18 protein-coding genes and 4 tRNA genes are annotated in these 14,367 nt (G+C 43.5%); 16 read left to right on the forward strand and 6 right to left on the reverse strand.

The annotated features are described in order from the left end of the window. Window positions 1-2: 2 nt before the first annotated feature. From FTT86_RS02100 to panD, 8 genes are all read left to right on the forward strand, one after another. Window positions 3-77 (forward strand) — tRNA-Gln (locus FTT86_RS02100). 26 nt (window positions 78-103) lie between these two features. Next, window positions 104-178, forward strand: a tRNA-Gln gene (locus tag FTT86_RS02105). Between the two features lie 20 nt (window positions 179-198). After that, a tRNA-Gln gene (locus tag FTT86_RS02110) sits at window positions 199-273 on the forward strand. Between the two features lie 92 nt (window positions 274-365). Next, a tRNA-Gln gene (locus FTT86_RS02115) sits at window positions 366-440 on the forward strand. Window positions 441-476: 36 nt separating this feature from the next. Beyond that, window positions 477-1,430: a ribose-phosphate pyrophosphokinase gene (locus FTT86_RS02120; RefSeq protein ID WP_005103975.1), complete on the forward strand. Its 954-nt coding sequence runs from the start codon at window positions 477-479 to the stop codon at window positions 1,428-1,430. Between the two features lie 98 nt (window positions 1,431-1,528). Beyond that, window positions 1,529-1,825, forward strand: a complete 297-nt coding sequence (rplY, locus tag FTT86_RS02125) for a 50S ribosomal protein L25 (RefSeq protein WP_004645781.1) — start codon at window positions 1,529-1,531, stop codon at window positions 1,823-1,825. Window positions 1,826-1,843: 18 nt separating this feature from the next. After that, window positions 1,844-2,425, forward strand: a complete 582-nt coding sequence (gene pth, locus FTT86_RS02130; protein WP_004645783.1) for an aminoacyl-tRNA hydrolase — start codon at window positions 1,844-1,846, stop codon at window positions 2,423-2,425. Between the two features lie 144 nt (window positions 2,426-2,569). Beyond that, entirely contained in the window at window positions 2,570-2,950 is a 381-nt protein-coding gene (gene panD / locus FTT86_RS02135) for an aspartate 1-decarboxylase (protein ID WP_005265888.1), read from the forward strand. Between the two features lie 68 nt (window positions 2,951-3,018). Here panD and FTT86_RS02140 read toward each other — a convergent pair whose 3' ends face one another. The 4 genes from FTT86_RS02140 to FTT86_RS02155 all read right to left on the reverse strand — a co-directional run bounded on the left by FTT86_RS02140 (window position 3,019) and on the right by FTT86_RS02155 (window position 6,623). Next, window positions 3,019-3,585 (reverse strand): GDYXXLXY domain-containing protein, encoded by a 567-nt coding sequence (locus tag FTT86_RS02140; protein ID WP_035342317.1) that lies wholly within the window; start codon window positions 3,583-3,585, stop codon window positions 3,019-3,021. Continuing rightward, the gene (locus FTT86_RS02145) at window positions 3,585-5,390 is read right to left on the reverse strand and encodes a DUF2157 domain-containing protein (RefSeq protein WP_180180453.1); all 1,806 of its coding nucleotides are present in this window, start codon (window positions 5,388-5,390) and stop codon (window positions 3,585-3,587) included. The genes FTT86_RS02140 and FTT86_RS02145 overlap by 1 nt, the downstream gene beginning before the upstream one ends. A gap of 90 nt (window positions 5,391-5,480) precedes the next feature. Further along, complete coding sequence (locus FTT86_RS02150; protein WP_180180454.1) at window positions 5,481-6,092, reverse strand: LysE family translocator; 612 nt, start codon at window positions 6,090-6,092, stop codon at window positions 5,481-5,483. A gap of 45 nt (window positions 6,093-6,137) precedes the next feature. Further along, on the reverse strand, window positions 6,138-6,623 hold the full coding sequence (locus FTT86_RS02155) for a DUF1289 domain-containing protein (RefSeq protein ID WP_005252584.1): 486 nt from the start codon (window positions 6,621-6,623) through the stop codon (window positions 6,138-6,140). Window positions 6,624-6,812: 189 nt separating this feature from the next. On the opposite strand from FTT86_RS02155, the gene FTT86_RS02160 reads away from it, so the two are divergent. The 4 genes from FTT86_RS02160 to FTT86_RS02175 all read left to right on the forward strand — a co-directional run bounded on the left by FTT86_RS02160 (window position 6,813) and on the right by FTT86_RS02175 (window position 9,389). Next, complete coding sequence (locus FTT86_RS02160) at window positions 6,813-7,745, forward strand: rhodanese-related sulfurtransferase (RefSeq protein WP_004645789.1); 933 nt, start codon at window positions 6,813-6,815, stop codon at window positions 7,743-7,745. 206 nt (window positions 7,746-7,951) lie between these two features. Next, window positions 7,952-8,230, forward strand: coding sequence for a hypothetical protein (locus tag FTT86_RS02165; protein ID WP_004280617.1), 279 nt, complete (start codon window positions 7,952-7,954; stop codon window positions 8,228-8,230). Window positions 8,231-8,317: 87 nt separating this feature from the next. Further along, window positions 8,318-8,935 carry a DedA family protein gene (locus FTT86_RS02170; protein ID WP_180180455.1) on the forward strand — a complete coding sequence of 206 codons (618 nt, stop codon included), beginning with the start codon at window positions 8,318-8,320 and terminating at the stop codon, window positions 8,933-8,935. Between the two features lie 28 nt (window positions 8,936-8,963). After that, window positions 8,964-9,389: an ABZJ_00895 family protein gene (locus FTT86_RS02175; protein ID WP_180180456.1), complete on the forward strand. Its 426-nt coding sequence runs from the start codon at window positions 8,964-8,966 to the stop codon at window positions 9,387-9,389. A 71-nt stretch (window positions 9,390-9,460) separates the two neighbouring features. Here the strand turns inward: FTT86_RS02175 and FTT86_RS02180 are convergent, their stop codons facing one another. Both FTT86_RS02180 and FTT86_RS02185 read right to left on the reverse strand, forming a co-directional pair. After that, the gene (locus tag FTT86_RS02180) at window positions 9,461-9,985 is read right to left on the reverse strand and encodes a YecA family protein (RefSeq protein WP_004280621.1); all 525 of its coding nucleotides are present in this window, start codon (window positions 9,983-9,985) and stop codon (window positions 9,461-9,463) included. Window positions 9,986-10,056: 71 nt separating this feature from the next. Then, a complete protein-coding gene (locus FTT86_RS02185; protein ID WP_004280622.1) occupies window positions 10,057-10,263 on the reverse strand; it encodes a PA3496 family putative envelope integrity protein in 207 nt (68 codons plus the stop codon). Window positions 10,264-10,569: 306 nt separating this feature from the next. On the opposite strand from FTT86_RS02185, the gene rpoD reads away from it, so the two are divergent. From rpoD to FTT86_RS02205, 4 genes are all read left to right on the forward strand, one after another. Then, window positions 10,570-12,549, forward strand: coding sequence for an RNA polymerase sigma factor RpoD (gene rpoD / locus FTT86_RS02190; protein ID WP_373886102.1), 1,980 nt, complete (start codon window positions 10,570-10,572; stop codon window positions 12,547-12,549). Window positions 12,550-12,662: 113 nt separating this feature from the next. Beyond that, window positions 12,663-12,950 (forward strand): YbeD family protein, encoded by a 288-nt coding sequence (locus tag FTT86_RS02195; RefSeq protein WP_004280625.1) that lies wholly within the window; start codon window positions 12,663-12,665, stop codon window positions 12,948-12,950. Window positions 12,951-13,099: 149 nt separating this feature from the next. After that, a complete protein-coding gene (gene lipB, locus FTT86_RS02200) occupies window positions 13,100-13,759 on the forward strand; it encodes a lipoyl(octanoyl) transferase LipB (protein WP_004645796.1) in 660 nt (219 codons plus the stop codon). 74 nt (window positions 13,760-13,833) lie between these two features. Further along, entirely contained in the window at window positions 13,834-14,367 is a 534-nt protein-coding gene (locus FTT86_RS02205; protein WP_180180457.1) for a hypothetical protein, read from the forward strand.

Consider the following 14,367-nt stretch of genomic DNA (forward strand, 5'->3'; position numbering starts at 1 on the left):
ATAGGGGTATCGCCAAGTGGTAAGGCACCGGGTTTTGATCTCGGCATCCGTTGGTTCGAATCCAGCTACCCCTGCCATTTTTCACCTGTAGATGTACTGTATTAGGGGTATCGCCAAGTGGTAAGGCACCGGGTTTTGATCTCGGCATCCGTTGGTTCGAATCCAGCTACCCCTGCCATCTTACAGTTCATCAAATTTAGGGGTATCGCCAAGTGGTAAGGCACCGGGTTTTGATCTCGGCATCCGTTGGTTCGAATCCAGCTACCCCTGCCATTTTCTCGAAAAAAGACAGAACACTCATTTGCTGTAAGACTGTTAATTTACCTTGACACTTTACCGTAAAAATATTAAAGTTCTGCCGCATTAGGGGTATCGCCAAGTGGTAAGGCACCGGGTTTTGATCTCGGCATCCGTTGGTTCGAATCCAGCTACCCCTGCCATCTATTCCCATATATCCCAACCGCCAAGGGTGCTTCATGCCCAATCTTGTCGTTTTTAGTGGATCTGCGCATCCACAATTCGCTCAAAAAGTCGTAAGTCACTTACATATTCCTCTAGGCGCTGCCTCTGTAGGTCAGTTCTCTGACGGTGAAATTGCTGTCGAGATTACTGAAAACGTTCGTGGTAAAGACGTATTTATCGTACAACCTACTTGTGCCCCAACTAACGATAACCTGATGGAAATCTTGGTGATGGCTGATGCTTTGCGTCGTGCAAGTGCGGGTCGTATTACTGCCGTGATTCCTTATTTTGGTTATGCTCGTCAAGACCGTCGTCCACGTTCAGCACGTGTTCCAATTACTGCAAAAGTTGTAGCAGACATGCTCACTACTGTAGGCGTTGACCGTGTTGTAATGATCGACTTGCACGCTGACCAGATCCAAGGCTTCTTCGATATCCCTGTAGACAACATCTACGGTACACCAGCGCTACTTGCTGACTTGCGTCAACAATCGCATCATAACCTGATGGTGGTTTCACCTGACGTTGGTGGTGTAGTGCGTGCACGTGCTGTTGCGAAACAGATGGGCGATATCGATCTTGCAATCATCGATAAGCGTCGTCAAAAAGCGAATGAATCACAAGTGATGCATTTGATTGGCGATGTAAAAGATCGTGATTGTGTCATCGTTGATGACATGGTAGATACTGCTGGTACGCTATGCAAAGCTGCTGATGCATTGAAAACTTTCGGTGCTCGCAAGGTGGTTGCATATGCAACGCATCCAGTACTTTCTGGTAAAGCGCTTGAAAACTTAAAGAATTCTGTAATTGATGAACTGGTTGTGACTGATACCATTCCTCTTTCTGATGAAGCTTTAGCACTGGGCAAGATTCGCCAGGTTTCAGTAGCCAGCATGGTTGCCGAAACGATTCGTCGTATTAACAACGAAGAATCTATTAGCGCAATGTTCGATTCTTATCTATAATAGAGCGCTGAATTTTCAAAGCCCTGCCATTTGGTAGGGCTTTTACTCACCAGACTGGTCGCAAGTCTGGTTCATTTAACTTAAATAGGATGTCTATCATGGCAAACTTCGTATTAAACGCAGCAGCACGTGAAGAAGCAGTTCAAGGGAAAGGTGCGAGCCGCCGCCTTCGTCTTCAAGCTAAAGTTCCTGCAATCATCTACGGTGGTGAAGCTGCTCCTGTAGCAATTACTGTTGAGCTTCGTCAGCTTGTTAAATTCTTAGAAAACAATTCATTCTTTGAAGAAGTTATCGAAATTGATGTAGACGGTAAAGTTGAAAGCGTGAAAATCCAAGCGTTACAACGTCACCCAGCTAAAAACACACCAATGCACGCTGACTTCAAACGCGCATAAGTGTTAATGGTGTAATTAGTGTCAAATATTTCACTGATTGTTGGTTTGGGTAACCCAGGTTCTGAGTATGCCCAAACCCGCCATAATGCAGGCTTCTGGTTTGTAGAACGCCTTGCAGACCAATATGGCATTACCCTCAAAAAAGACCCGAAATTCAATGGATTTAGCGGTCGTGGCAATATCGAAGGTCAAGACGTCCGTCTTCTTCTACCGACAACCTTTATGAACCTTTCCGGTAAAAGTGTTGTTCCTTTCGCCAAATTTTACAATATCGCACCTGAATCGATCCTGATTGCCCATGATGAACTGGACATGAATCCTGGTGTCATTCGCCTGAAAACTGGCGGTGGTCACGGTGGTCATAATGGTCTACGCGATATCGTTCCGCATATTGGTTCAAACTTCCATCGCCTGCGTATTGGAATTGGTCATCCTGGTGCCAAAGACCGTGTTTCCGGTCATGTGCTCAGTAAAGCACCTAGCAGCGAACAGAACTTAATGGATGATGCAATTTCCCATGCCCTCGCCCGCACAAAAATGCTGGTGAATGGTGAAGTACAGCAAGCCATGAATCAAATCAACGCATATAAGCCGAACTAAACATTAAAAAATTGCTGGACAATTCCGCTTGCCAGAAAGTTTATTTAAGCGCAAAATGCGTTTGCTCGATTGTTCACCATACAGCAAGCAAGATTGATTTAACCAAATGATCAAACTCTTAGGTCAACTCAGGGGACGCTAGCCATGCTATCTCGTTTATTAAAATGCAAAATTCACCGCGCTCACGTTACACATGCAGAACTACACTATGAAGGTTCATGTGCAATTGATGGCGTTTTGATGGATTTGGCTGGCATTCGTGAATACGAAGAAATTCATGTGTGGAACGTGACCAATGGTAAACGTTTTGCAACTTATGCAATTCGTGGCGAAGATAATTCAGGCATCATTTCAGTGAATGGTGGTGCTGCGCATCAGGCCGATGTAGGTGATATCGTGATTATTGCAACCTTTGGCGATTTCACTGAAGCTGAAGCGAATGCCCATCAGCCTCGTTTGGTTTATGCTACCCCAAACAATACAGTCAGCCACACTGCCAACTGTATTCCGGTACAAGTCGCATAATCTGATCAGACCAGATACCCAAAAGCTCGCACATCGCGAGCTTTTTTAATACTGGAATATTGACCTGTTTAACTGTCCTCTCGCCAGCTTTTAGAGCTTTCACAGTTTAAAGGTTTTAATTGTTGATCCAGCAAATCAACTAACAAGGCCTTGCCATTTTCCTTTACTTTCAGCTCTGCAAATTTGGCATTACGATAACAAGGCTCCAGACCTTCGGCGAACATGAAACTATTGGCAGCAGGATATAAAGCCTCAAAAGTATTGTGTGGGTTTTTCAGAATTAATCGGGCTGAACGTTCCGACTGATTTAATGTGCTTTGTTCAAAACTGGTTTTGATAACTCTGCGCTGCTGATCCAGCTGCACATAACTCATCACATGCGATTGATTTTTAAAATCTTCAGTCCGGATGTCAGAAACTGGCTGTTCGGAACCATTCCCCGCTGCCACTGCGCTAAAATGCAGATCATAGTTCAGTACCATATAATCCCCTTGCAGGATCGAACGCGGATCGACTGGTGCCAACTCGACAAAGATACTCTCACTTTTGGCCAGATGCCATTCATGCTGAATGATCAATCCCATAAATAAGGCAATGCTAAAAATACTCAGATGCAGCGCCATAAACTTTTTCATCATGAGGTTACTCCTGCTTTCAGCTGAAACTTCGGTGAACTCAACACATAAGCCAGAAGCAACACCAGCACACCTGAGGCAAAAATACTGACACTTTTAAATAAAAAACTTAGTCCCAGATTGTAATACAGCAACCATGACCAGAAGATCAGTAGCAAAATGGTCAAGGCTTGCATCAATCGTTGTTGATTCACCATTGCCCAGGCCATAAATACCAGAATGATAAAAATTTCAAAGTAACCTAATGCAATCATCAGAATTCCCACGGCAGGAATCAGCCAGAGTTGAATCCATGAAAATTGCTTGAGATGAATTCCAACAAAACTCAACAGCCAGAGCGCTGGCAAAATATAGAAAATAATCGCTTCATCTATACCGCGTGGCTGCAATTGCCGAGCTACACCAAATTGCAGCAGGCATTGAAAAATAGCCGTCACCGCCAAAATACTGATCATCCATAAATTCACGCTTTTGGCATAAGCTGAAGCGAGCCAGTATCTCGCAGTAATCAAAGCCACAGTCAGAACACTGTAATTCAGCAGCATGATCCACGTCAGCAAGCGCTGATCCTGAAAAAATGCATGTTGCTCGACCAGAACTGCAATTCCAAGCACGTGGGAAAGTAACAGTTGTAACAGCACCACCAGCCAGTGCATACGACTTATGATAGTCAACAGCGTAATGCCGACCTGTATCAGCCAGATCAGCAATAGGCTCTCTGTGAGTAATTGGGTATGAATCAATACCGCGGCCTGACCGCACACCCACAAACAATAAGCCAATTGCCGCAGAAAAACTGAGGGCTTGCTACGAATCAACCACCAGGCGACTGCGATAAAAATGACTCCCATCAGAATCGAAAAATTTCCCCAATAGGTCAGCAACAGCATGGCCAAGATCACACCAGCAATCCATGCGCCCAAGGCCAATGGAATGACCGAAAACCGGCTCTTGGGCAACAGCTTGATCAGCAAACCTGTAATAGCTGCAAACCAACTGAATATCAACAAAGCCAATACCAATAAGCCGGAGGCTGAATCCTGTAAATATTGCTCAGTGAGATCAAAAATCAGAATACTAAAACTCAGTGCCAGGCCAGCAACCAGTAAGCTGGTTTCAAGCTGTTGCTTTCGGGTATAGAAATAAGCACTGAATAAAATAGGCAGAACCAGCACCGAAGCCAAATACCAGATCGAATCCGAGTCGACAAACCGGAACATACTAACTACCGAAATGAGCACCACGACGGCGATAAACAGATAGCGCAAAACCGGATAATAACGTAAGGCATAGATCATACTTAGCCCAGTCAAAAGATTCAGACTGAGCAGATAAAGAGTTTCAGCACGCACCAGCCAAAAGCTTTGTTTAAAATAAAAATAGAGTGCTAGTTGGCTGACCACACAAAATAATGCAAAGATCCCAATATTCGGCCGATACAGCCAAGGCAGCAACAGCAAAGCCCAAAGCAGAAATAACTGATAACTGTCAGCACCAGTCTGATAAATCTGTCCAATCACGGCCAGACTTAAGCCCAGCATTAGACCCGATACAGTATCCAGACTTTGTCTTAACTTTTCCCGCGCAGTGAAACGCACACTCAGCAATGCTGAACCCAGCAATAAAATTTGAGGAATAAACAGCTGGACAAATTTGGGCAACATCCACCAGTTTGCTGCCAGCAGATACACGATACTGACAGCGATCAGCGCCAGCCCAATGATTTGAAGAATTTGAATCACAGCAGGTTGAATAAATAACAGCGGGGAAAATGGACGATCTGGCGATGGTACTGTTCTGGACATGCTAATCTGTTCAATTTTTATTTGATTTCACCTTAGCATGATTTTTGCAGGATATGCCAGGCAGGAACAGTCCAAGTATGCTGTACATTTTTAAATCAGGATTTGATAAATTCCGTACCCTGCAATCATGAGCAGAATCATGCCGCACAATGCCAGCAAATGTGGATAGAGTCGAGAATGGGATAAGTGGTTGAAACCCAAATACACCACAGACAAAGTCAGAAAATCCAGGAGAATCCAGCTCAAAGTCAAAATAATTAAACTTAAATCAAGATCAGGAGTAATCCCGATAAACTGCGGGAAAAAAGCCGCAAAGAAAATAATGTCCTTCGGATTAGAAATACCAACCAAAAAACCTTGTCGAAAACCACCATGCACAGGAACTAGATTCTCCTGAGCTTGCTCCTGCTGCTTAAAAATAACTTCACGGAAAATCTGCCAGCCCAGATAGCCAATATATAAACAGCCCAGCAGCTTGATCGCATCCAGCCATTGCACATTAATGACCAACAAACCTTTTAGACTCAATACCGATAAGGCAATTAACACCAGAGAGGCGAAATTGGTACCAAAAATGGTTCTTAAAGCCGCCGCATAACCACCTTTTAAACCGGCACTGGCCACCAGCAACATCACTGGGCCAGGTGTAGCGATCATCACCACAACAGCCAGACAATATAAGAAATATTCACTAATATTCATGCCATTCCCTCAGCTATTGTTGTTTTTGTGTATAAAAAAGAGGACTTAGTCCTCCTCTTGTATATGAATCAGATGCTGACTGATGCCATCTGCCCGCAGAAAAGCCAGATCATAACTGGCGGTAGCCAAGGCCAAGATCCGGCGCTCAAACTCGTCCCAGAGCGGACGCACCTGCTTATAATGGATGCCTAAACCACTATCGTCGGTAAAATGCCGATTTTTTTCACAGAGCTTTAAAGCATGATACAGCTTGCGCCCTTTGGAAGCATCATCACGCAAGCGCACCCGTTTCGACAGCACAAAGGCCTGCACTTTGACAAGATCGGCATGCGGTAACAATGGCACCAGAATCTGATCCAGCTGTGCATCCAGTCGCTGCCACACAGCTCGATGCTGCTCAGCACTATACGTATTCCAGTGAATCACTTCATGATTAAAACGGCGGCAACCACGACATACCGCATCACCAAATACGGTCGAACAACGCCCTGCACATGGGGTTAAAGACGCAATACGACGATCTGAACTCAAAACACACTCCAAAGATACTGCAACTTTCAGTATCTGCATCACTGCACAAAATCCTGGGTCGGGCATGACTATACACGCTCTCTCCCATGAATTGAAGCCTGTTAAAAGACTTGCGTTTTACTCGCTTATTCACTCGAATCAAGCTAAAATATGCGCCTTTCAAATTATCATGCTACGTTGGAGTATTCCATGAACGCTACTGTAGAACAGCTTGCACCTGTAGAACAGCAAGCGACGACTGGTTGGGTTGTTGCCGCACTTTATCAATTCAAAGAAGTTCAAGATCCTGCCGATCTTCAGCAACGTCTTCTGGACCTGGTAAAATCCATCAACCTTTGCGGTACTCTGATTGTGGCAGGTGAAGGCATTAACGGTACGGTTGCAGGCGACCGTGCATCGATTGATCAAATTCACCAGTTCCTTCTAAATGAAGGTTTTAACGAAATGGAATACAAAGAATCTGACAGTTCTGAAAAGCCATTCCGTAAGATGAAAATTAAATTAAAAAAAGAAATCGTAACTTTAGGTGTGGAAGTAAAACCGCGTGATTTAGTCGGTCACTATCTTGATCCGAAAGAATGGAACGAACTGATTGCACGTGATGACGTGATTCTGGTCGATACACGTAACGATTACGAATACAAAGCCGGCACTTTCAAAGGCGCAATTGACCCGAAAACTGAAAGCTTCCGCGAATTCCCTGAATACGTGAAAAATAATCTGGAACAGCACAAAGACAAGAAGATTGCGATGTTCTGTACAGGTGGTATTCGTTGTGAAAAATCAACCTCTTTACTTCTTCAAGAAGGCTTCACTGAAGTTTATCACCTGAAAGGCGGCATTCTAAAATACCTGGAAGAAACCCCGGCTGAAGAAAGCATGTGGGAAGGTGAATGCTTCGTGTTTGATGGTCGTACTGCCGTAACGCACGGTGTTGAAGAAGGCCAAAACACCAAGTGTCATGCGTGTGGCTGGCCTTTACTTCCAGAAGAAGTTGCCCTCCCAAGTTATGAACATGGTGTCTCTTGTGTGTACTGTATTGACAAAACCTCGGAGAAACAAAAAGAAGGTTTCCGTATGCGTCAATCACAAATTTTAGCAGCAAAACGCAAACGCCTCTAATCTGGCCTTTTGTAATGAAATATATAAAAACCCTCTTCGGAGGGTTTTTTGTTTACATAAAAATTACAACAGTAATAAAACTCTTACCAATTCCTTACCAAGAACCTCATTTTTTTCCAAACAAGATTGTTAGTCTAATGATACGGTGATTTACAAGCTAAGTCTTTCATTATTAACTGAAATTTTTACTTGAAAAGGAATATAAAATGGCAGGCTCACTTGCTCGAGATTCAGACAATCTGGTTCAATTTCAACCAAAAGAAAATATAAAGCTGCAACGGCTTCATCAAATTTCTGAAGAGCTTGAACAGCAGTCACATCTGTTCGTCGTTATCTTGGGAACCGTTATTGGCGCGATCTTGGCGCTTTTCATTGGTTACCATATCAATACCAGCATCATGCATTTTATCCTGTTGAGTATTTTGCCGATCTGCTTGGCCTATTTCTTACGTAAAGTTTATATTTATACCCTGACACATAGCTGATTCTGTCTGATCATTTATATTCCAAGACTTTACCGCACAAAAAATACTGCTTAGGATACAGGCAGTATTTTTTATTTTGCCAATCATATGAATCTGACCGAATGGATTATTTCCGTCATGGAGCAACTGGGCTACTGGGGCATTGCCCTGCTCATGTTCCTGGATAATGTCTTCCCGCCAATCCCTTCCGAAATTATTATGCCTTCCGCGGGCTATTCCGCCTCTCAGGGCGAGTTAATACTCTTCGGGGTCATCATGTCCGGCTGTATCGGCTCTCTACTAGCAGCCGCCTTGCTATACTGGATTGGCTATAAATTTAACCATGATTCTATTTTTAAATTTGTCGATCGTTATGGCAAATATTTATTTATTAAATCAGAGGATGTGAAAAAATCACTCAGTTGGTTTGAGCATTATGGTCACCGGATTGTGTTTTTTGGCCGCATGATTCCTGCCGTCCGCTCGCTGATCAGCATTCCTGCCGGCATGAGTCATATGCCCTTCTGGAAATTTATGTTCTATAGCGCACTTGGAACCCTCATCTGGACTACATTTTTGGCCTGTGTCGGATTTTATTTTGGCGAAAACCAGCATTTGATGCAGCAAATTTTCAGTAAAGTCAGTTATGTGATTATTGCCATTGTTGCGGTAATTATTATCTGGATTTTCTACCGTAGACAGCAGCGTAAAAATCGTCCATCCTGAGGGAAGATCCCTTAAGGAGATTAAAACGATGTCGCATTATCTTAAATATTTTGCCACCGTTTATCTGACCTTGGTTCTATTGGTAGGCATATTCATCTATGTATTCAATCTGGGCGCCATTCTGCTGATTCCTGCCCTGATTGCTTCTGCCTTTCTCAGTGCCCGATACTTTGTTAAGAAAGAACTTCGTTTGCCGACTCAGCAAGAGAAAAGCAAACTGGTCTGGGGCTCTACTATCATTGCTATGACATTCGGGTTTATCTTTTTAGTAGTGGTCATCTGGATGAACCCGCAGACAGATGAGATTTATAGAACCATCACCTATACAGGAAGAGGAACAAATTCATTCCTAGTGGCTGCAAGTATTGCCTTACATGTTTTGGTGTTCCATATCGCCTACAATGCTTATGCCCGCTATAGTCTGGCCAAGCGTACAGGCCTAGAAAGAAAATAGGATCGAGTAAATCTCAAAGATGCAAAAAGGCCAAAGCTAAAAAAAGCACCCTGCGGTGCTTTTTTTATGAATTATTCTGGAGTGTGATACATCAGATACAATTCATTTAAGTTTTCTGGAATTTCTTCTGCAAGCTCGTCCATTAACTGGCCATTGCGACGGAAAGTTTCCATTTGTGGATCTTCATCATCAATGCCACTAAAGACCATGATTGGCAGGGTTAAATCCACCAGTTGTTCTTCAAATTCTTCAGTAAACCAAGCGTCTTCGTTCAGGAACATGGCATCTACAAAGCCCACACTCCAGTCACCCAGGCTTGATTCAGTGTCTGCTTCTTCAATTTCAAATGGGAACGTAATCCCTTCTTCATTGGCTAAGCTTTGACGAATAGACTCTAACCATGCTTGCACCTGAGTGATGATTTCTGCAGGCACTTTCTTTTGATTACTATCAAAAAGTTCGTCTAACCATTTGTCGAATTTTGGGCCTACTGCAATAGCACATAAGAAACCATGGGTTGCCGCGAAATCTAGACCATGTTCATTTTGGTCACCATCTAGATATTCACTCAACAGGTCTAAATCTAAAGCACTCATCTAACATCCAAACTTAGAAAACCGAAAGGTTTAGCATAGCATTTATTCAGACTATGCTAAATCCGAATTCGTTAATCTTCGTCATCAAAATCGTCGTCATCGTCGAAGTCATAGTCAAAATCTTTGAGTTCGCGCTCTAAACGACGTTGGGTCAGTAGATCATCGATCAGACGACGTTTTTCCAACGACTCTTTAGCACTGAGCTTGCTAGAAGCCTCATCGAAATTAACATCATCTTCACCGAAGTTATCATCTAGTTCAAAATCTGTAGAAGACACTAAAACTTCCTCATGAGTGAAAAATGTAAAAGGATTTAAGCGCTATTTATCGTGCCTAAAATAACAAGTCAAGTTTTATTTGGATTTTCGTATTTTTAATTTGTAATTAGGGGTTTTTTCTGTCTCAATTGTGTGCCATGATATAATCCACCCTGCGTCCTTATGTTTTTTGACTCTCCTTTTTTGAGTCATAAACAGACACGCATGGGATGAACTTGAAAACAACAAATTCACCCCCATCTTAAATTACTGAATTTCATTTTAAATATTTTATCAGACAGCTTTCATGCTGAATTCCCTGATGAAATATATAGGCTATTCACTAAATTTAACGAGCTTAAATCGTGCAGCCTTGTACGGTTTTTTACTGCCACAGATTCAACGAAGAGTAAGCAAAAGATGAGCGATATGACTTCCCCTACTTCTCAAGTAGCGGCTCTGATTAGCCGAGGCAAAGAACAAGGTTATTTAACCTTCGCTGAGGTTAACGATCATCTGCCGGACTCCATCACAGAAAGCGAGCAGATTGAAGATATCATTCAGATGCTGAATGACGTCGGTATTCCGGTACATGATCGCGCGCCTGAATCTGATGATACGATGTTCGAAGATACTGCAGAAGCGGCGGATGAAGTTGCAGAAGAAGAAGCTGCAGCCGTACTTGCATCGGTAGAAAACGAGCCAGGTCGTACCACTGACCCTGTACGTATGTATATGCGTGAGATGGGTACAGTAGAACTCCTGACTCGTGAAGGCGAGATCAGCATCGCAAAACGCATCGAAGAAGGTATTCGTGATGTTTTGCACTCGATTGCTTACTGGCCGAATGCGGTAGAAGTGGTACTGCAAGAATACAAAGATTATGAAGCGGGCGAACGCCGTCTCGCTGACCTTTTATCAGGTTATTTAGATCCTGAATCAGATGAAGAAATTCCTGAAGTTCTAGAAGAAGAAGCGGTTCTTGCTGAAGATGAGACTGACTCGAAAAAATCGACCAAAGACGTAAAACTGGACGATGATGAAGAGGAAGAAGAAGCAGATTCTGATGATGAGTCAGAAGCAGATTCTGGTCCAGATCCTGAAATTGCCAAAGCGCGTTTTACTGAACTGGAAAATGCATGGTTGAATACCAAAGCAACCATTGAAAAACATGGCCGTGACAGCAAACAGGCTGAAGAAGCGCTTCAGGCACTTGCAACTGTATTCATGATGTTCAAATTCACCCCGCGTCTATTCGATATCATTTCTGAAATGATTCGTGGTACACACGACCAGATTCGTGGTGCAGAACGTGAAGTGATGCGTTATGCAGTACGTCGTGGCCGTATGGACCGCACCCAGTTCCGTACCAGCTTCCCAGGTCAAGAATCGAATCCAGCCTGGTTAGATGAGCAGATCGCGAAAACACCTGCAGACCAGAAAGCTTATCTGGAAAAAGTACGTCCAGACGTATTGGCTTTCCAGCAAAAAATTGCCGATATCGAGAAAGAGCTTGGCCTTGATGTAAAAGGCATTAAAGATATTGCCAAACGTATGGCCGTCGGTGAAGCCAAAGCGCGTCGTGCCAAGAAAGAAATGGTTGAAGCGAACTTGCGTCTGGTCATTTCGATTGCGAAGAAATATACCAACCGTGGCTTGCAATTCCTGGATTTGATCCAGGAAGGTAACATCGGTCTTATGAAAGCCGTAGACAAGTTTGAATACCGTCGTGGTTATAAATTCTCGACTTATGCAACTTGGTGGATTCGTCAGGCAATCACCCGTTCGATTGCGGATCAGGCCCGTACCATTCGTATTCCGGTACATATGATTGAAACGATCAACAAGATCAACCGTGTATCTCGTCAGCTTCTACAGGAAATGGGTCGTGAACCGACTCCTGAAGAGTTGGGTGAACGTCTGGAAATGGACGAAGTTAAAGTACGTAAAGTACTGAAAATCGCCAAAGAACCGATTTCGATGGAAACACCAATCGGTGATGATGAAGATTCGCATCTGGGTGACTTCATTGAAGACAGCAACATCACGTCACCAATTGATGCTGCAACGTCTGAAGGCCTAAAAGAAGCAACACGTGAAGTTCTGGAAAACCTGACTGAACGTGAAGCCAAAGTCCTGAAAATGCGTTTTGGTATCGACATGCCGACCGACCATACTTTGGAAGAAGTAGGCAAACAGTTTGACGTAACACGTGAACGTATTCGTCAGATTGAAGCGAAAGCACTACGTAAACTTCGCCATCCATCGCGTTCAGAACACTTACGCTCATTCCTTGAGAATGATTAAGATTTGATGCTTATTCTGGAGACTTGAAATTTAATCATCAGTCTCCACTTAAGTAGCCAAGACAGACCCAAACGCCTGCATGATTGCAGGCGTTTCAAATCAGGGGGACTACCATGTTAGACCGTACACCATCTCGTGAACTTCAAGAACATCTTTGGGTTTTCCCTATGGATTATCCAATTAAATTGATTGGCTTGGCGGGCGATGAATTACGTCACGCTGTCATCGATATTTTTCTAAAACATTTTCCAGATTTTGAAGGTGATAGCGTCAGTATTACACCATCACGTACTGGCAAATATCATTCCATTACTGCACAACTGCGTTTTTTGGAACTGGAACAGGTGCATGCAGTGTATGCAGATTTGGCCGCCTGCCCGCTGATTAAAACCGCACTCTAATCGAAAATGAAAAAGACACGCTTTCGGGCGTGTTTTTTTATGCTCATTCAAAGCTGAGCTAACGCTTAAATATTGCTGATCTCGCCCCTATTTCATGCCGAAGTCATTATAATTATGATCAGTTTTTATAATTACCAAGGACACTCCCTGTGACTGATGTGCTGCAAAAGCCCGAGCTGATCATTCGTCAATATCACGACCTCACACCTTATGAAGATCGTTTTCTGGAAATGAAAACATTTACGGAAACCCGTGATGAACATAGCCCGGATCAATTGTGGATTTTGCAACATCAGGATGTACTCACTCAAGGTCAGGCAGGAAAACCGGAACATATTTTAATACCAAGCAACATTCCGGTGATTCAGACCGATCGTGGTGGTCAGGTGACCTGGCATGGTCCCGGTCAATTGGTGGCTTACTTCATGTTTGACTTGAATCGTCTGGGCTGGAATGTGCGCACGCTGGTGTCTTATGCTGAAAACCTGATGATCGAATTGCTAAAAAAATATGGCATTAATGCCTATGCCAAACCGGATGCCCCCGGGGTTTACGTCGCTGAACGCAAAATTGGCTCACTTGGTTTTAAAATTCGCAAAGGCCGTAGCTATCATGGTTTGTCCCTAAATCTGGATTGTGACCTAAGCGGATTCAATACCATTAACCCTTGTGGCTATGCAGGACTGGAAATGGTACGCATGAGTGATTTGCTCGAACAACCACCCCAATTCAGCCAGTTGTGCACTGAAATTATTGAAACTTTGCGTCACAGCGGGTACTTTAAGCAAGTAACTGTCGAGCAAAGATAAAGCCTTTGCATTTCAACCCCAAATAAATTAGAGTATTTACTCTAAACTAATAATATTGAGATAGGGATCATCACGTGATTGCGACTAAATCCGTAAAACCCGCTTTGCAGCTTGCCTATGTCAAACTCATGATGGATGTGATTGGCCGAGGTCTGGTCATGGCAAGCCAGGTGGATGAAGAAATCAAACAGGAAGTGGCCCACTTTCCAGAAAATTTTACTCTTTCCATGAAAGTCTTTCCGCATGGCCCGGCCTTTGTGGCGCGGGTCACTGAGGACAAACAACTGGAACTGGTCAAAAATCTGGAAAAAGCGCCCGATCTGACCATTACCTTTAAACATCTGCATCATGCCTTTTTGGTATTTTCTTTTCAGGAAAGTACCTCACAGGCTTTTGCCAATGACCGCATGATTGCTGATGGCGATATTTCTAATGCCATTCGTCTGGTACGTTGCCTGAATAAAATGGAAGCACTGATTTTGCCGAAAATGGTGGCACAACTGGCAGTTAAAGAATATCCAAGCAATCTGAGCCTAAAAGAAAAACTAAGCGAAGCGAGCAGTATTTATCTGAAAATCGCTCAATCCTATTTGAAACGGAGTGTATAA

Origin of the sequence: Acinetobacter sp. YH01021, assembly GCF_013420255.1 — a bacterium.
In the GTDB taxonomy this organism is placed as follows: Bacteria; Pseudomonadota; Gammaproteobacteria; order Pseudomonadales; family Moraxellaceae; genus Acinetobacter.

Excerpts from the sequence above, each read along its gene's own strand:
- panD (WP_005265888.1), top strand. The coding sequence starts at position 2,570 with ATGCTATCTCGTTTATTAAAATGCAAAATTCACCGCGCTCACGTTACA.
- FTT86_RS02120 (WP_005103975.1), top strand. The coding sequence starts at position 477 with ATGCCCAATCTTGTCGTTTTTAGTGGATCTGCGCATCCACAATTCGCT.
- FTT86_RS02160 (WP_004645789.1), top strand. The coding sequence starts at position 6,813 with ATGAACGCTACTGTAGAACAGCTTGCACCTGTAGAACAGCAAGCGACG.
- FTT86_RS02170 (WP_180180455.1), top strand. The coding sequence starts at position 8,318 with ATGAATCTGACCGAATGGATTATTTCCGTCATGGAGCAACTGGGCTAC.
- FTT86_RS02150 (WP_180180454.1), bottom strand. The coding sequence starts at position 6,092 with ATGAATATTAGTGAATATTTCTTATATTGTCTGGCTGTTGTGGTGATG.
- FTT86_RS02145 (WP_180180453.1), bottom strand. The coding sequence starts at position 5,390 with ATGTCCAGAACAGTACCATCGCCAGATCGTCCATTTTCCCCGCTGTTA.
- FTT86_RS02180 (WP_004280621.1), bottom strand. The coding sequence starts at position 9,985 with ATGAGTGCTTTAGATTTAGACCTGTTGAGTGAATATCTAGATGGTGAC.
- FTT86_RS02175 (WP_180180456.1), top strand. The coding sequence starts at position 8,964 with ATGTCGCATTATCTTAAATATTTTGCCACCGTTTATCTGACCTTGGTT.
- FTT86_RS02195 (WP_004280625.1), top strand. The coding sequence starts at position 12,663 with ATGTTAGACCGTACACCATCTCGTGAACTTCAAGAACATCTTTGGGTT.
- FTT86_RS02140 (WP_035342317.1), bottom strand. The coding sequence starts at position 3,585 with ATGAAAAAGTTTATGGCGCTGCATCTGAGTATTTTTAGCATTGCCTTA.
- FTT86_RS02165 (WP_004280617.1), top strand. The coding sequence starts at position 7,952 with ATGGCAGGCTCACTTGCTCGAGATTCAGACAATCTGGTTCAATTTCAA.
- rplY (WP_004645781.1), top strand. The coding sequence starts at position 1,529 with ATGGCAAACTTCGTATTAAACGCAGCAGCACGTGAAGAAGCAGTTCAA.